Here is an 18,312-nt window from a genome sequence, read left to right as displayed (position 1 = left end):
ATGTTGTAACCTGTAAACTAAACTATTCCTGTTATTTCATGGATTGATCATCATACGTCCGGTTTTTCCATTGCCTCTCTCCATGCCATCGCCACCACCGTCTTTTCCGGGGGTAACAGGCGCTGCATCCTTCAGCAGGCTGATTTGCATATCGTTACCTGCGGCATCAACAGGCAGCAGGATCATACAGGCGTTGCTGTTAGTGCTGCCCCAGTATATTCTTATACCGGTAATATCTGAACGTTGTGCCAGCAATTCCATTGCGTCGCGGTTAAACAATTCATAGGCGGGCAGGTTCAGGTTATTGACTGTGGCAATACTGGCTTTGAAGCTGGTTGAAAGTGCCTTTGCTGTGGCCAGTTCCATGCTTCCTGATGGCCCGATTATCCTGTTGGTGATATCAGACTGGTCTGCATCTGCAGCTACCATGAAAAGGGTAGTGCTGCCATCGGTTTGCCTGCCGGTATAGAAGCGGATGCCGGCTACACCTGGTTGAGACAATAACTGCCGTAATGCGCTGATGGGAAAATAGGTGCTGGGTGTTAAAGTGAGCGTACTACTGGCCAGCCGGCCCTGTGGTAAAGCTGCCATTCTTGTGGAAAGGGTAGACTTAAAATTGCTGATCTCATCAGCACTGACAACATGCACTGCTGCTTTGCTTTTGTCAATACTGTATTTTACTGCTGCAGCCTGGTCTGATTTACTACACTGATAGAAGAAGAAGGTGCTCAGTAGCAGTCCTGCCGGAATTAATACCCGGCTTTTTTTAGTGATAAATTTTCTCATAATATATGGGGGTTTGAAATTCTTTCAGAAGATATGGCATGCCCCTGCTATATTATGGCATGAAAAACAGTAGATAAGTATACCCGGTTTTAATGGTCTGTTAGCACTGCTAACAGACCAGATATACGAAATTAACTGGCTTACGGATTCGTGATTAATCCTCCGGTTGGGTCACCAGTACCTTTCTCCAATCCGTCGCCACCGGTGGTATCAGCTGCTGCCTCCCGGAGTAAGCTGATATGCATATCGTTACCGGCGGCATTAACTGGTAGGAGGATCATACAGCCTTTACCGCTGGTGCTGCCCCAATAAATTCTTACGCCGGCTACCTCCGGGCGCTGTATGAGCAGTTCGATCGCATCCCGGTTGAATAATTCATCAGCGGGGAGGTTCAGGTTATTTACGCTGGCGGTACTTGTCCTGAAGCTGCTGCTGAGCGTTCTTGCGGTAGCTAGTTCCATGCTGCCGGCAGGTCCCTGGATGTTGCCCGGAATATCCTTTTTGCCTGCGTCGGCTGCCACCATGAAAAGTGTGGTGCTGCCATCGGTTTGTCTGCCGGTATAGATATGGATACCCGCTACGCCTGGCTGATGCAGGAGGTCGCGGAGGGCGGTAACCGGGAAATAGGTGCTGGGAGTTAAATGAAGTGTGCCGCTGGCCAGCCGGCCCTGCGGTAAGGCCGCTATGCGTGCCGCCAGGGTCGTTTTAAAATCGTTGATCTCTCCGGCGCTGACCACATGTGCCGCCGCTTTGGTCTTATCAATAGGGTATTTTGCCGTTGTTGCCTGGTCCGGCTTACTGCATTGAAAAAACAGGCAGGTGCTCAATAACAGCCCCGCAGGCAGGAAAATGCCGCCATAATTAAATACTGATCTGCTCATATTGTAGGGATTTTAAATTTCCCCAGAAGATATATATAATTATGGTAATATTATGGCGGCCCGACAAAAAAAGATAGCGGGTATTTTTTACGCTGTTTTAAGCAGGCAGATGATAATTCCTCACTACAAAATCATCACTGAAGCCCATACGGCTATAGATGCCTTTTCCCAGCTGCGAAGCCTGCAGCGTTGCCAGGGTGGCGCCATTTTCCCGGGCAGCATTTAAAAGTACGGCCATGGCTTCTTCCGCAAAACCTCTCTTACGGAAAGCAGGAATAATGCCTAGTGCATGAACACCTATTATCTCGCCGGTACGTTTAGCTATGACAGTACCGATAACTTCCTGTCCGAAGTGAATAAGAAAGTAAGGAATTTGCTGCATCGTGCGGACAACCGTTTCCGCGGAAATCCTATAGCCAAAGCTTTGCGGGTACAAGGTTTCCCAGGTAGCTGCCTGTGATACATCCTGAATCCTTCTCAATTGCAACCGGCCCGGTTCAGGAAGGGGCGCCTGCAATGGCAGCGACATACCAACCTGCGTCGATTTCAGCGCCAGACCGGCATTTTCAAACAGCGATGGTTCGGCTTCATCGATACCACTCCAGTGACTGTACGTTAGTTTATGCGGAAGTGTTTTTACGGCTGCTATCGCCTGTAATACGGCTTCCTCGCCGGCGCCGGGAGATAACCATACCCTGTTTGGCCAGTCAGACCCGGGAACATAGCAATAATTGTATAATGTTTCTTTATGCAAGGTATTGAATGCAGTCCCTACCGTTTCCCATAGCGTAGTCAGGTTATTTATATTTCTTGTAACGTGATCCATCTGATTAGGTTTGTAAATGTTTGGCGCTGCTAAGTTCAGGAGAAAATAACGGTTACGGTTATATTATTTTAAATGTGATTTATAATATTTCAGGCAGAGATCATGTTGATGAAAAGAAATGCCGGAGATCATCTCCCCGGCATCTACAGTAAATATTTTATCTGTTAAATAATCAATCCGGAAGATCGGCAAATGGTTTTGCAGTATACATTGATGATGATTGGGCATAAAGCAGGAATGCCTTTGCGGGTGCCACTTTTAGCTTATACGTGGTAAAGTTGGTAAAACCTTTCTCTAAAAGCGTATTTATAGATACCGGGATTTTTTCATCTATACTAAAATCCCATTGCTTCGCAATGACAAGCTTATTACTGTCTGTTTTTTCCAGTTCCAGCCGCATCTGGTTTCTGTCTATGCCTTCCGGCCAGCCATCCAGTTTTGTTTTTTTAAGGCCTTTACCCAATTCCTCGAAAGCTTCGCAACGGCCCACGACAAAAGAATCAATTTGTATAACATTGGTCATTCCTGTTACCAGGTAGTCATAATTTTTTTCAGTTGAATATTTTATGGGGAATATTACAAACTCCTCATGTGCGATATTCAGGATACAACTGTCACTGATCTCAAATGTTTCCGGTTTACCGCCATCAATGGTGAGGGTGTGTTTTCCTGCAAATAGTGTATGGCTGGGATATAGCGTGTCTTTGACAGATTTGAGCAACAGGGTGTCATCGATTTTTACAGTGTGCTTGTCACAGAATGACCCTTTATAGCTGATTGCTACTTTGTCGGGGCCGCAGGCAGCCAACAGACATAGCAATGCAGGGAGCGCATAGGTTAATAATTTCATAGGGTATAGTTTTAATAGCTGTCAGCCAAATTAATATAATCTGTGATTTTACCCAAATGGCTATTCAGGTTATCAAACTGTTACTGCAGCAGTAGTACCATATTCAGTCTATACATTTATCGCTATGTAATAACAGGCGAAGCCGAAAACCTGCAAAAAGAGTAGGCATTTATTAAAACCACTTTTCCCTCATGAAAGCACTTAGATTCTTACTGGTTGCTGCCGGCCTGCTACTGTTGCAGTACAATGCACAGGCGGCCGCTAAAAGTGCCGCTGGCACGTCGCTTTGGTATCTTGATACCCAATTCTCCCATTTTACGCATCCATTGCCTCCGGGAGGTACCAATGTTCTCTTTACGGTGAAAGTAGTTTCTGTACTTGGAATTTCGCTGGATGTATGTTCCCCGGTAGCGCAGTTGCTGGTAACAGGTATTAACCTGTATGTGCAGCATATTGATGGCACGCTGGATGGTCCTGTGGTTGTTCAATGCTCTAATGGGGTACAGGTTCCCATCGTGTACAACTGCGTGGTGGGTGATGTGGTAAGTATCTGGGGAAGCGTGGCTTCTACTGGTGTACAGCTGGCCAATCACAAGACCTTAACAGCTGCTGATATTACAACCCAGTCTGTTGAAATAGGACTGGCGCTGTAAGAATATATGCAGCAACAGTTGGGATAGCACCGGGAAGTGCGGTCCCAACTGATTTCGTATAGTGGTAAATGTTATGAGTCATTTCAGGGATTCATCTTATCCAGTATTTCCTGCCATACCAGTCGGGCGACCTGTTCCTGCTCTGCGGTTTTCAGCTTTTCCTTCAGGGTCAGCTGCCCGTTCAGGTTGAATTCCAGGTGTGGTGGAACAAAGTCGGGCTCGGGATGCATATCTTTTGCCGGGTCCACCTTATAGGTGGTAGAATCTTTTTGTTCATCTACCTGTACCTGAAAACGGTAAGGTTTGTTATCGATATAAACAGTGATTTCTGTAGTAGTCATAAGACAGGTGTTTATATATATTACAAATTAACCGGGAAAGGGGTTCATGAGATGCCATTTCAGTGTAATCATGTTTCTTAATGGGACAAATCACTATCCTCATGTCTACCTCAGCCATTTTGAATTCCGGTAATTTTGTCATCAAGGCATTACAGGCGCATAAACTGGCCTGCTGCCTGCGGGTATGCGTAGAATTAAACCTCATCGACCTGCTGGCCAATGGCCCCCTGCACATTTCTGAAATAGCCAGGTCTACGAATACCAGGGAAGACCTGCTCTACCGCTTTTTCCAGGTACTTACTGCTGCCGGGCTCCTGCGGGAATCTTCCGGACGCGTCTTTGTATCCACGGAGCTGGCGGCTTCCCTGTCGCCCGGACAACCGGGCAGTATGCACGCTTTTATCACTTTCATCATGAAGGACCAGTACGATGCCTTCGCCAACATCCTTCATACGCTGCGCACGGGCGAACCGGCCTTCGATCTGGTGCACCAGTTACCGATGTGGGTATATTTCAGCGAGCATCCCGAAAAGGCGGCTACCTTCAATAAAGCCATGACGGGCATCTCCGAATTCCAGGTAAACGCCATCCTGGAAGGATATGACTTCAGTCCATACACTAAAATCCTTGATATTGCCGGTGGAAACGGCGCATTACTCACCGCCATCCTGCAACGTAATACAGATGCCGGCGGGGTAGTACTGGACCAGGAATCACTGTTGCCCAAAACGATGGAAAACATCTACCTGCAAGGACTAAAGGAACGATGCCACGCCATCGGCGGCGATTTCTTCGACAATATCCCGGCAGGCTTTGAGCTGTATATGCTGAAATATATCCTGCACGACTGGAGTGATGTGATGCACTACGTATTCTTAAAAACTGCTACCAGGCGATGTCTGCATCTGCCAGGCTCCTGATTATTGATCCGGTCATCATTCCCGGCGACCCTACCGCAGCAGACGCCGTCTATACCGACCTCATCATGCTGACCCTGCTGAAAGGCAAAGAGCGTTCCGCATTGGAGTTTGAAAGTCTGGCCAGGGAGGCGGGTTTCACCATCAATAAGCTGGTGCGCCTCAGCACCGCTACCATCAGTATACTGGAATTGCAAAAGGCTGATCTCTGAAAGTAGAGACCAGCCTTCTGCCATTATGTGGTTGTTATGCCTAGTATTTGGTAATGGTAAATTCTGTACGTCTGTTCTGCATATGCATTTCTTCAGAACATGGTACGCCATTGGCACATTTATTCAACAGTTTGGTTTCGCCATAACCTTTGGCGGTGAGTCGTTTTGCGCTGATACCATTTTTTACCAGGTAGGCAACGGTGGCGGCTGCACGACGTTGGGAGAGGGCCATGTTGTAAGCGTCGTTGGCCCTGGAATCGGTATGTGCGCCCAGTTCAATCTCCCAGCTGGGATTATCCTGGAGTAGCTCTACCAGTTTATCCAGCTCTTTGGCGGCATCTGGCCTGATATCCGATTTACCAAGATCGAAGTAAATGTTTTCCAGCTTGTACGGCTTATGCAGTTCCGGATGGTCCATTACTTTATCATGGGGTATATCTGCAGATGTGGTGTAGTTATGCAACGAAACTGTATCCCGTGCAATAGTGCTGTACTTAGGTTTGGTGAACGTCAGCTCATAAACAGCGTCGTTGGTTACCGGGATTTTATATCGGCCTTCCGTATTCGTTTGTACGATGACGTTAGTGCCCGTTGTTTTATTTAACAGTGTCACTTCAACAGCAGGTAGCGGTTTACCTGAATTTCTGTCTGTAACAATCCCTGTAATACTGAATACTGGCTTCGCGGGAATAAATCTATATATATCATCACTACCCAATCCGCCATCACGGTTAGAAGCAAAATACAGTCCGCTATCCAGCAGGGCAGGGGCGAAGTCGTCATGTGTGCTGTTTACCGGCACACCCTGGTGTACGATTTTCCAGCTGCCTGCATCCGGTGTAGCTTTGAAGATATCCAGTCCGCCGATACCGGGATGCCCGTCGCTGGCGAAATAGAGATTCCCGTTTTTATCAAATGCCGGCGTACGTTCGTTACCGGTAGTATTGATTGTTTTGCCCATGTTGACAGGAGCGCCCCAGGCACTGTCTTTCTTCACGGCGTAATAGATATCTGTTCCGCCCTGGTGGTCGGGCCCCTGGCTCGCAACAAAATACAGGGTATCTCCACTGGCATTTACCCATGGATCGCCAACAGAATATTGTAAAGTGGCGTTAAAAGGGATTTCCGGGTAGATGTCCCACTGTTGTTTATCATTTTTATGCAGCTCTTTAACAGAGATGTTCATGGTGAGAATGGAGTCTTTCCCCAGAACAGAGGCCGGTCGCATTTTCAGCCTGGTCACTGCCAGAAACATCGTAGATCCGTCGGCGTTATAGGTGGCATTGCTGCTGTGGTATTGCCCGTTGACGCCTGCCCGCTGCATAGGTTTTATATCTGCACTGTCGCCATTACTTTCGTATAAATGGAGATAGCTGTTGCCTGTCCAGGTATACATCTTCTTCCGGATATCCCGGTCGTTGCTGAAGAAGGGGGATTTTCGTATATCCCTGAACGGTCTGTCGGAGGCAAAAATATATTTATCACCCAGCTTCGTAATGCTCCAGTCGCTAAAGGGAGAATTGAGTGCTGCCATGTTTTCGAGCTGGCCCGGAACGGGGCTTGCCAGCACTTTAGCGGCTGTTTCACATCCGGTTACCATATTAAGTGCAAGCGGATCGCCCGGTTTACTTTGCAGGTAATGATGTAGATGAATAGCGGCTGTATCATATTTACCGTTGTTCATCAGGATGGCTGCATAGTGCAGTTCATCCAGCGGTGTATATTCTCCTGTTTGTAACAGGTGGCTGTACCAGATCTCTGCGTTCAGGTAATCTTTTGTCAGGCGGTAGCTCTCTGCCGCACCCAGCGCTGATTTGGCGCTGGGTTTTTTATTATAGGCCTTTTCAAAAAGTGGTTTGGCTTTTTCGAAGTTGTACAGCTTAAAGGCATTGTTGCCTTCCGTATAGGCGTATTGGGCGTGCGCAGAAAGTCCTGCTGCGGTGGCTGCCAGCAACAGCGCCAGTTGCGGTATATATTTTTGGAATGGAATCTTATTCATTGGGCATTAGGTTTTCTATCGTTAGAAATAGCGTGGCGACATCATTCTTGCATTTCTGCGCTTGAAGAAATAACCGATAGACAGCTCGTGGGTAGGGTAGCTGGTGGCTGCCGTTCCATTCATCGTCATATCATAGGCATATCCCAGGCGTAGTTTGTCGTTCACAAATATTTCTGCCATAAATACCAGTGCCGATGGTTTTTTGAGATTCGCTTCCAGGTTTGATTTTCTGAGGTAGGTAGACCTGTAGGATGCTCCCAGCCAGAGTTTCTGGCTGATGAGTACAAACGCGTTAAGGTCTACGCTGGTAGGGCCGGCCAGGTCTTCCTTAATTAACACACTGGGCTTCAGGAGCAGTTCTTCTGATAAGGGTACCAGTCCGCCCATGGTGAAATAGAGGTGTGGTTTTAAGGGAAGATATTCCTTTAAAGCCTGTGATTTCTGGAACGACTGCGAGAGCAGGTTAGAAGCAGAAATACCGGCATAGAAGCGTTCGCGGTTGTAGAAGATACCAAAGCGTGCATCAGGAACGGTGCGGTTGTTTTCCCCGTTTACCAATGCCGGGTCTACGGTAGATGAAGAGGTTGTCAGCAGGGAAACATCCAGGCGCTGCTGGAGGAACCCGCCGCTGATGCCTACTGCCAGCCGGGAAGAGCCATCTTCGTTCATGGGTATGCGATAGGCATAGGTAAGGTAACCGGAGGTGGTATTGGAGGCACCGAGTTTATCACTCATTACCTGAACGCCAAGGCCTACACGATCGTTATTGGCAGTACCTTCTGCCGCTACGGAAAAGGTTTTCGGCGCGCCGGGCAGACTGGTCCACTGGTTACGGTAAAAGGCGTGGATGTTCCATTGCTCGCGGTAGCCGGCATATGCGGGATTTACATAGATCCCGTTAAACATATACTGGCTAAACTGCGCATCCTGCTGTGCGGAGGCGGTAACTCCGCACAGGATGAAAAACAGGACAGTCAGGACTTTATTCATTGGTAATAGTTTCATTTTAAAGTTTTGCATACAGCTTCCTTCTTATCGTGGTTATCGTACTAATTGTACCCATCCTTTCAGGGATATTTTGCCATCATTGGAAGGACATATCAGTTCATAGTAGTAAGTCCCTTCATTGAGGCCGGAACCATCCCATCCGTTACGGTAGTCGTTGGAACGATATACCACGTTGCCCCATCGGTTCCAGATGATCAGCTGTGAATTCGGATATCTGTCTATACCCAGTATCACAAACTTATCATTGATACCATCGCCGTTAGGCGTGAAGGCCGTAGGAACAAAGATGTCGGCGCCTTTAACCGGTGCACTGACAGTCGCGGTGTTGTTGTCAGGATCAGGATCCGAATTTTTGCCGGCAACGGTAGCGGTATTGTTTACCTGTCCGCCGCTGAGGAGTTTAGCTGTCACCAGTAGCTTCACAGTCTGGCCTGGTGCCAGTGTATCTATCTTCCAGCTCATGGTTTTAGATACAGGATCATAGCCTTCTTTACCGTTATCTGTCTGTGTCTTGATCTCTGAGTCACCCACATTATTGGCAAGGATGTCTGTAACAACCACGCCACTGGCGCCTTTACGGCTGTTGTTGGTGACGGTGAGTTCGAAGGTTACGTTTTTACCTACTGCAATTTCTGCCGGAGGCGTAACAATTACCTTTTTGATAGAGAGGTCTACCAGGCGTTTGGTAACATCGATGGTAACCGTAGAAACATTGGACGCGAAGCCGGACTGGTCCTGGATATAGTACGTGAAGTAGTCCGTACCGCCGAAGCCGGCATCCGGTGTATACGTCACGGTACCATCGCCATTATCTGTAACTGTTCCATGGAGTGGTTTGTCTTTGATAAATACGGTATGTCCGGTATTTCCATAAACATCATTTTTCACTACATCAATCGTTACAGGATCTGGTTCTTCGGTACTGGCCGCATCATCGTTGGTATGCAGCGGTACTGGTACCGGTGTAACACTGGCGGTGTTGTTGGCCGTATTTCTATCTGTTTCATTTCCTTTGATAACAGCAGTATTGGTATATGGCCCTGTTTTGTTGACAGTGACGGTGATGGTCATGGTAGCTGTAGCACCTTTGGCCATGTTACCGATGGTCCATATGCCGGTAGCAGGGTCGTAGCTGCCGGTGGAAGTGGTAGCCTTAGGATGGTCGTACCCTTGAGGGAGTATATCCGTTACCGTTACACCTGTTGCATCGCTTGGGCCGTCGTTGCCGGCAACCACAGTAAAGGTGACATCGGAGCCATGTGGTGGCGCCATGTTGGATACTGTTTTGCTGACATGCAGGTCGGCGATAGGGTCAGGCGTAATCTTCACTTCCTGGCTATTGTTGGTAAGGTCCGGATCTTTCTCCGTGCCTTTTACGGTAGCAGTATTGATATAGATGCCGGTGGTATTCACCCATGCGTCTACCTGTAATGTGGCGGTTTCTCCTGCTGCCAGTGTACCGATCGTCCAGATGCCGTTGCTGCTGGTGAAGCTGCCTTTATCAACATCGGACTGCTGGTAGGTGAATCCGCTCTGCATCACATCTGTCACACTAACATTGGTGGCAGTGCTAGGTCCGTTGTTTTTCACCACTACTTTAAAGCTGACGAGGTCGCCGGTGCCAGGTACATTATTGCTGATAGTTTTGATTATGCTGAGATCAGCCACTGGTACCGGTACCGGGGGAACGATGCTGCTAGCGTCATCTCCTGGTGTTTTATCCTTTTCATTGCCTTTAATAGTGGCGGTGTTATTGTAATTGCCTGATGGCTGCACGGTGGCGGTGATCGTCAATGTGGCTGACTGACCGTTTGCCAGTGTGCCAATCGTCCAGATACCGGTGTTGATATCGTATGTACCGATGGAAGATACCGCCTTAGGCAGTTTGTATCCATCCTGGAGTATATCCGTTACCGTTACCCCGGTGGCATCGCTTGGGCCTGCGTTGGTAGCAGTAATCGTGAATGTTACTTCACTGCCTGCATCCGGCGTAGCATTGCTGATCGTTTTAGTTACACTGAGGTTAGCCACTGGCACCGGTATTGGTGTAACGTCCCTGGTATTATTGGTAAGGTCTCTGTCTATCTCAATTCCGGCGATTGTTGCCAGGTTTTTGTAGTTGCCCGTAGCCCTTACCTTAGCCGTGATCTTCATGGTGGCAGATCCGTCAATGTCCATGTTGCCGATGGTCCAGACGCCGCTGGTATAGGTTCCAACGGTAGGAGCGTCGCTTACATAGTCGTAGCCGTCTGGGAGTACATCTGTAACCGTTACACCGGTCGCCTTGCTGGCGCCATGGTTGGTGGCGGTGATGGTGAAGGTAACGTTGGTGCCTACATCAGGTGTATTGTTATCGACGGTCTTGGTTACTTCCAGGTCTGCCACTGCAGTACGTGTCACCGTTGCAGTGCCGGTGTTGTTGCCGGTGTTAGGATCATATTCCTGGCCGCTGATAACAGCGATATTGGTATAATCTCCTTCCGGATTAACCAGTACAGTGATGGTTAAAGTTTGTGATATACCACTGGCCAGGTTACCGATGGTCCATTTACCAGTTGTCTCGTCATAGGCACCAGATGTGCTGATGAATTTGAAACCGGTAGGAAGTGGATCATCCACGACTACATTGGTAGCATCGCTAGGGCCTTTATTGCCGGCTATCAGTGTAAATGTTACCTGTGTACCTGCATCCGTTGTTGATTTATCCACCGTTTTGGTAAGTGTCAGGTCTGTTACCGGACGAACCACCGGAGGTACAATAGGAGCGGTATTGTTTGTCAGGTCAATATCCTTCACAGGTGAAGTGATAGTGGCTGTATTGTTATAATTGCCGGTAGGTAATACTTTGGCTTCGATGGTCAGCGTGTTTTTTTGTCCATTGGCCATGGTACCGATCGTCCATACACCGGTAGTATTATTATATGTACCTACGGAAGGTGTAGCAGCGATAAATTCATATCCATCCTGTAATATATCCGTTACCGTTACATTGTCAGCCTCACTAGGCCCTGCATTGTTGGCGGTAATGGTAAAGGTTACGTTGCTGCCTGCGTCCGGTTTATCATTGCTGATGGCTTTAGTTACGCTAAGGTCAGCTACTGGCACCGGTACTGGCGTCACATCACGGTAATTGTTTGCAGGAACCCTGTCAATTTCATTGCCTTTGATGGTTGCCTCATTATGGTAATTGCCGGTGGCTTTTACTTTGGCAACGATGGTCATCGTGGCGAAACCGCCGATTTCCATGTCTCCGATCGTCCAAACGCCGGTGGTATAGGTTCCAACGGAAGGAGCGTCGCTTACATAGTCGTAGCCGTCAGGGAGTACATCCGTCACCGTTACACCGGTAGCCTTGCTGGCGCCATGGTTGGTGGCGGTGATGGTGAAGGTAACGTTGGTGCCTACATCAGGTGTATTGTTATCGACAGTCTTGGTTACTTCCAGGTCAGCCACTGCAGTACGTGTCACCGTTGCAGTGCCGGTGTTGTTGCCGTTGTTAGGATCATATTCCTGGCCGCTGATAACAGCGGTATTGGTATAGTCTCCTTCCGGATTAACCAGTACAGTGATGGTTAAAGTTTGTGAAATACCACTGGCCAGGTTACCGATGGTCCATTTACCAGTTGTCTCATCATAGGCACCAGATGTGCTGATGAATTTGAAACCGGTAGGAAGTGGATCATTAACGACTACATTGGTAGCATCGCTAGGGCCTTTATTGCCGGCTATCAGTGTAAATGTTACCTGTGTACCTGCATCCGTTGTTGATTGATCCACCGTTTTGGTAAGTGTCAGGTCTGTTACCGGACGAACCACCGGAGGTACAATAGGAGCAGTATTGTTTGTCAGGTCAATATCCTTCACAGGTGAAGTGATAGTGGCTGTATTGTTATAATTGCCGGTAGGTAATACTTTGGCTTCGATGGTCAGCGTGGTTTTTTGTCCATTGGCCATGGTACCGATCGTCCATACACCGGTAGTATTATTATATGTACCTACGGAAGGTGTAGCAGCGATAAATTCATATCCATCCTGTAATATATCCGTTACCGTTACATTGTCAGCCTCACTAGGCCCGGCATTGTTGGCGGTAATGGTAAAGGTTACGTTGCTGCCTGCGTCCGGTTTATCGTTGCTGATGGCTTTAGTTACGCTAAGGTCAGCTACTGGCACCGGTACTGGCGTCACATCACGGTAATTGTTTGCAGGCACCCTGTCAATTTCATTGCCTTTGATGGTTGCCTCATTATGGTAATTGCCGGTGGCTTTTACTTTGGCAACGATGGTCATCGTGGCGAAACCGCCGATTTCCATGTCTCCGATCGTCCAAACGCCGCTGGTATAGGTTCCAACAGAAGGAGCGTCGCTGACATAGTCGTAGCCATCCTGTAGTATATCCGTTACTGTTACACCGGTCGCCTTGCTGGCGCCATGGTTGATAGCGGTAATGGTGAAGGTGACGTTGCTTCCTGCATCAGGGGTAGCTTTGTCAACTGTTTTTATTACTTCCAGGTCTGCTACTGCAGTACGTGTCACCGTTGCAGTGCCGGTGTTGTTGCCGGTGTTAGGATCATATTCCTGACCGCTGATAACAGCGGTATTGGTATAATCTCCTTCCGGATTAACCAGTACAGTGATGGTTAAAGTTTGTGGTATACCACTGGCGAGGTTACCGATGGTCCATTTACCAGTTGTCTCGTCATAAGTACCAGATGTGCTGATGAATTTGAAACCGGTAGGAAGTGGATCATCAACGACTACATTGGTAGCATCGCTCGGGCCGCTGTTACCGGCCACCAGTGTAAACGTCACCTGTGTACCGGCATCTGTTGTTGATTTATCCACCGACTTGGTGAGCGTCAGGTCTGTTACCGGACGAACCACCGGAGGTACAATAGGAGCGGTATTGTTTGTCAGGTCAATATCCTTCACTGGTGAAGTGATAGTGGCCGTATTGTTGTAATTGCCGGTAGGCAATACTTTGGCTACGATGGTCAGTGTGTTATTTTGTCCATTGGTCATGGTGCCGATCGTCCATACACCGGTAGTATTATTATATGTACCTACGGAAGGTGTAGCAGCGATAAATTCATATCCATCCTGTAATATATCCGTTACCGTTACATTGTCAGCCTCACTAGGCCCTGCATTGTTGGCGGTAATGGTAAAGGTTACGTTGCTGCCTGCATCCGGGCTGGCGTTGCTGATGGTTTTAGTTACGCTAAGGTCAGCTACTGGCACCGGTACTGGCGTCACATCACGGTAATTGTTTGCAGGCACCCTGTCAATTTCATTGCCTGTAATGGTTGCCTCATTATGGTAATTGCCGGTGGCCTTCACTTTGGCAGTGATCTTCAGGGTAGCATTGCCGCCGATTTCCATGTCTCCGATCGTCCATATGCCGTTGCTATAGGTTCCAACGGAAGGACCATCGCTTACATAGTCGTAGCCATCCTGGAGTATATCCGTTACTGTTACACCGGTCGCCTTGCTGGCGCCATGGTTAATAGCGGTGATGGTGAAGGTGACGTTGCTTCCTGCATCAGGGGTAGCTTTGTCAACTGTTTTTATTACTTCCAGGTCTGCTACTGCGGTACGTGTCACCGTTGCAGTGCCTGTGTTGTTGCCGGTGTTAGGATCATATTCCTGACCGCTGATAACAGCGGTATTGGTATAATCTCCTTCCGGATTAACCAGTACAGTGATGGTTAAAGTTTGTGGTATACCACTGGCGAGGTTACCGATGGTCCAGATACCGGTAGTTGCATCATAGCCAGGATCAGCGCTGATGAACTTAAATCCGGTAGGCAGCGGATCATTCACGACTACATTGGTAGCAGCGCTAGGTCCGTTGTTAACGGCCACCAGTGTAAATGTCACCTGTGTGCCGGCATCTGTTGTTGATTTATCCACCGTTTTGGTAAGTGTCAGGTCTGTTACCGGACGAACCACAGGAGGTACAATAGGCGCGGTATTGTCACTAGGATCATTATCCTTCACCGAAGAGCTGACCACTGCCTGGTTGTTGTAATCGCCTGTAGGCAATACTTTGGCGGTAATGGTCAGGGTGGCAGTTACGCCGTTGTTTATAGTGCCGATTGCCCATATGCCGGTTATGTTATTATACATACCAGTAAGGGTGGATGCAGAGATGAACTCGTAGCCGCTCAGTAATTTTTCCGTTACTGAAGTAGCGTTGGCTGCGCTTGGGCCGGCGTTGGTGACGGTAATGGTAAAGGTTACGGTACTGCCAGCATACGGATTATCGTTGCTGATCGTTTTAGTAACGCTGAGGTTCGCCACTCGTACAGGTACTGGTGTAACGCTGCCGGTATTATTGGAATTGTCGCGGTCTGCTTCGTTGCCTTTGATGGTGGCGGTATTGGTGTAAGTGCCGCTGGCATTCACCACTGCTGTGATAGTGGCGGTTGCTGTTGCGCCGACACTCATATTACCGATTGTCCAGGTACTGCCGCTGATCGTGCCGGTGGCAGTAGTGGCGGTTTTGAGTGTATATCCACCTGGGAGAGCATCTGTTACATACACACCGGTGGCATTGCTTACGCCTTTATTTTGGGCGGTGAGTGTAAATGTTACGGTGCTGCCTACATCCGGAGTAGTATTATCAACGGTTTTGGTAATGGCGAGGTCTGCAACCGGTGCAGGCACGAAACTCACCTGCGATGTGTTATTGGCATCAACAGGATCATATTCTGTTCCGCCAATCCTGGCCAGGTTTAAAATAGCATTACCACCGGAATTCGGATTAACAGTGACAGTAATATCCAGTGTTTTGCTGCTGCTTGCTGCTAATGCTCCGATGTTCCAGGTGCCGGTATTTTTATCGTAGGCTGCACTGGCGGCAGTAGGTTTATAGGTAACTCCTGACGGCAGGAGGTCTGTTACCACCACATTAGTAGCGTCACTTACGCCCAGGTTCTGTGCTACGAGGCGGTATACCACATCTGTGCCTTCATCAGGGGTCGCATTGCTCACTGTTTTGGTGATCTGAAGATCAGCCACTGGTCTGACAACAGGATCTTTATAATCGCTGTTGTTCGACGGATCAGGATCTTTCTGTCCTGCGCTGATAGTGGCGGTGTTTTTGTAAACACCTGTTGGTTTCACCGTGGCTGAGATGGTAAGCGTGGTAGATTGGCCTACGTTTAAGGTGCCGATGGTCCAGATACCGGTGGTTGAGTTGTATTTGCCGGTAGGACTGGCACTAACAAAAGCATACCCTGTTGGTAAGAGGTCAGTCACTTTCACGCCAGTAGCGTTACTAGGGCCGGCATTGCTGGCTGTCAGTGTAAACTGTACATTGCTGCCTGCATCCGGGTTCATATTATTGATATCTTTTTTTACGGAGAGATCTGCCAGTTGCACAACACCTGGTGTTACAGACGCACTGTTGTTGCTCGTTTTCGGGTCTTTATCCGTAGTGGTAACTGAAGCGGTGTTCGTATAGGTCCCATTCGGTAACACGGTGGCATTGATCTTCAGGGTGACAGAAGCGCCTTTCGCCAGCGTTCCTATCGTCCAGGTACCGTTGCTGTAAGTTCCTACAGAAGGGGTAATCGTATTGAAAATATATCCGTTAGGGCTAGTTTCTGTAACGACTACATTACTTGCAGCGCTAGGCCCGATATTGTTAACCGTGATGGTGAAATTAACGGTCTGGCCTACCTCAGGTGCGCTATTGTCAACCGTTTTTGTTATTGCCAGATCAGCTACCTGTTTTACCGCCATTGAAGTGGAGGCAGTGTTGTTGGTCAGCGTCACTTCATCTTCCAAACCTGAAACATGTGCATTCAGGTCATAGCTGGCAGCATTTGGTAGCAATGTTCCTACAAGCGTAAGGGTCACACTGTTGCCTGCCGCAAGATCACCAATATCCCAGGTACCGAGGGAACTGTTATATCCTGCCTGGCTTTTTGAAACAAAGGTATAACCAGCCGGTAATAGCACATTGTCTAACCTCACCGTGGTGGCCGGACTCGGGCCATTGTTTTTCACTACAACATCAAAACTGATGTTGTTGCCTACTTCCTGGGTACCGTTTGGCGTAATCGTTACCTGGAGATCTGTAAGCGGTCTTACCGTAGGTGTAGCAATAGAGGCCGTATTATTGCCAGGATTGTTATCATTATCTGTTGTGGAGGTCGTGGCTGTATTGCCATAATCCACCTTAGCCGTGATAATGGCTTTAATGGTCATTGTTACTTCCTGGTCTTTCAGGAGAGTACCAATATTCCATACCCCTGTGCCTGGTGTATAAGTACCCTGTGGAATGGACGCGCTCACAAAGCTGTAACCAGTGGTGAGCAAGTCTGTAACATTGGCATCATAACAGTTGTTAGGGCCAAGGTTCTTTACTTTGATAACAAAAGAAACCGGATCCAATGGATGGAGCGGATCTGTAGTAGTAACAAGATCTTTTGTTACCTGCAGGTCTACTGCTTCTTTCGGTGTGATGGTAACACTGGAAGAGTTATTACTTGTTTTAGGATCGTGATCGGTGGTAGAAATCTTTGCCGTATTGGTAAAGTTGGCACGGTCAATATCTGCCTGCACCGTTGCTATGATCGTCTGGGACTGGCTGGTACCGGCTGTCATGGTACCCAGGTTCCAGGTGAATGTCCGGGTAGGGGCATCATAGGTCATGCCTGAAGGCAGCGGCGATGCCGGTTCTATCCCTGTCGGTAATTTATCTGTCACCACGGTATTGGCAGCATCACTAGGGCCGGCATTGGTGGCCTTCAGTGTATACGTTACCGTTGTCCATACATCCGGATTGTTTTTATCAACCGTTTTTACGATCTGTACATCAGCTGAAGGTTTAGGCGTCAGCGTAATAGTTGATTCATTATTACCTGGCGCAGGGTCATCCGGGTAATTGCTGGAAGCCTTATTGCTGTAAGGTCCGGTGGCATTTACCGTCATCACATAGGTCAGTGTCGCGTTGGCATTGGCATTGAACTGTGGGATGGTCCATGTTTTCGTCGCTGAATTATAGGTGCCCACAGAAGGCGTGGCCGACACAAAGGTAAAGCCATTGTCCGGCAGCTCTGTAATTATTACATTGACAGCATCGCCGCCACTGTTTTTGGCGTTGATGGTAAAGGTGACATTATCGCCTACAAATGGAGTCAGCGTTGGTGTTGTTTTAGTAACACCGATCTCCGCTGGTGAAATGGTTACCGGTGTTGGTGCGCTGTCGTCCATCGGTACCCCGTTGCCATTGGCATCAGGGTTGGTGCCATTGGCAGAAACATCCGAAACCGTGCCTGTACCTGCGGTGGCAGTAGCCGTAGCATTGGCATTGAAGGTGCCGTAAATATGATTGTTTTTCAGGTTGATGACCACTGTAACGGTAGCACTGGCGCCAGCCGCCAGCGTAGCGCCGGAAGCCAGTAACTGTTTGCCGCCAGTGCCGGTACCGGTAAAGCTGCTGTTGCTGCTGATACCGGAGCCACCAATGGATTTTATGGTAAAAGACATCGGCGCGCCGAAAGTGGCACTAAGGTCTGAGGCTACCTGTACACCCGTCAATGCGATACCCCCATAGTTTTTGAGTGTATACGTATACGTTATATTGTAAGATCCGTCAGACTGAATAGCCGGCGTTGATGCTGCCAGTGCTATCCCGATCATCGGAAACTGATAATTGGCAAAACTGATATCGCTCACCGGAACTGCGCCCAGCGAGGCGTCACCGTTAACGCCGGTGGTGTTTTTGTAGGTCCCCGACTGCGCCTGCAGGCCCGTAATACAGCATAGTAGCAGTATGGCAGTCAACCAATATTTTATAGCAAGGAATGTTTTCTTCGTCATAATAG

At 48.4% G+C, this 18,312-nt stretch carries 9 protein-coding genes and 1 pseudogene; 2 read left to right on the top strand and 8 right to left on the bottom strand.

Going from position 1 to position 18,312, the window contains the following annotated elements; all coding sequences use genetic code 11:
- Positions 1–36: 36 nt before the first annotated feature.
- The 4 genes from F3J22_RS23460 to F3J22_RS23445 all read right to left on the bottom strand — a co-directional run bounded on the left by F3J22_RS23460 (position 37) and on the right by F3J22_RS23445 (position 3,343).
- Positions 37–786, bottom strand: coding sequence for a hypothetical protein (locus F3J22_RS23460; protein WP_167020357.1), 750 nt, complete (start codon positions 784–786; stop codon positions 37–39).
- A 140-nt stretch (positions 787–926) separates the two neighbouring features.
- Positions 927–1,667, bottom strand: a complete 741-nt coding sequence (locus F3J22_RS23455) for a hypothetical protein (RefSeq protein ID WP_167020356.1) — start codon at positions 1,665–1,667, stop codon at positions 927–929.
- A gap of 97 nt (positions 1,668–1,764) precedes the next feature.
- Complete coding sequence (locus tag F3J22_RS23450) at positions 1,765–2,493, bottom strand: GNAT family N-acetyltransferase (RefSeq protein ID WP_167020355.1); 729 nt, start codon at positions 2,491–2,493, stop codon at positions 1,765–1,767.
- Positions 2,494–2,665: 172 nt separating this feature from the next.
- Complete coding sequence (locus F3J22_RS23445) at positions 2,666–3,343, bottom strand: hypothetical protein (protein ID WP_167020354.1); 678 nt, start codon at positions 3,341–3,343, stop codon at positions 2,666–2,668.
- A 191-nt stretch (positions 3,344–3,534) separates the two neighbouring features.
- On the opposite strand from F3J22_RS23445, the gene F3J22_RS23440 reads away from it, so the two are divergent.
- On the top strand, positions 3,535–3,996 hold the full coding sequence (locus tag F3J22_RS23440; protein WP_167020353.1) for a hypothetical protein: 462 nt from the start codon (positions 3,535–3,537) through the stop codon (positions 3,994–3,996).
- Positions 3,997–4,079: 83 nt separating this feature from the next.
- On the opposite strand, the gene F3J22_RS23435 is transcribed toward F3J22_RS23440, so the two are convergent.
- Positions 4,080–4,337 (bottom strand): hypothetical protein, encoded by a 258-nt coding sequence (locus F3J22_RS23435; protein ID WP_167020352.1) that lies wholly within the window; start codon positions 4,335–4,337, stop codon positions 4,080–4,082.
- A gap of 80 nt (positions 4,338–4,417) precedes the next feature.
- Here F3J22_RS23435 and F3J22_RS23430 point away from each other — a divergent pair.
- Positions 4,418–5,466, top strand: a pseudogene (locus F3J22_RS23430) (methyltransferase).
- A 40-nt stretch (positions 5,467–5,506) separates the two neighbouring features.
- On the opposite strand, the gene F3J22_RS23420 reads toward F3J22_RS23430, so the two are convergent.
- From F3J22_RS23420 to F3J22_RS23410, 3 genes are read right to left on the bottom strand one after another with little or no spacing between them, the layout of a single operon-like run.
- Positions 5,507–7,465 (bottom strand): OmpA family protein, encoded by a 1,959-nt coding sequence (locus F3J22_RS23420; RefSeq protein ID WP_167020349.1) that lies wholly within the window; start codon positions 7,463–7,465, stop codon positions 5,507–5,509.
- Positions 7,466–7,486: 21 nt separating this feature from the next.
- On the bottom strand, positions 7,487–8,470 hold the full coding sequence (locus F3J22_RS23415) for a type IX secretion system membrane protein PorP/SprF (RefSeq protein WP_240155153.1): 984 nt from the start codon (positions 8,468–8,470) through the stop codon (positions 7,487–7,489).
- Positions 8,471–8,506: 36 nt separating this feature from the next.
- Positions 8,507–18,307, bottom strand: a complete 9,801-nt coding sequence (locus tag F3J22_RS23410) for a gliding motility-associated C-terminal domain-containing protein (protein ID WP_167020348.1) — start codon at positions 18,305–18,307, stop codon at positions 8,507–8,509.
- Positions 18,308–18,312 lie beyond the last annotated feature (5 nt).

Source organism: Chitinophaga sp. Cy-1792 (assembly GCF_011752935.1).
In the GTDB taxonomy this organism is placed as follows: domain Bacteria; phylum Bacteroidota; class Bacteroidia; order Chitinophagales; family Chitinophagaceae; genus Chitinophaga.
This window is presented reverse-complemented; position numbering and strand designations above follow the sequence as displayed.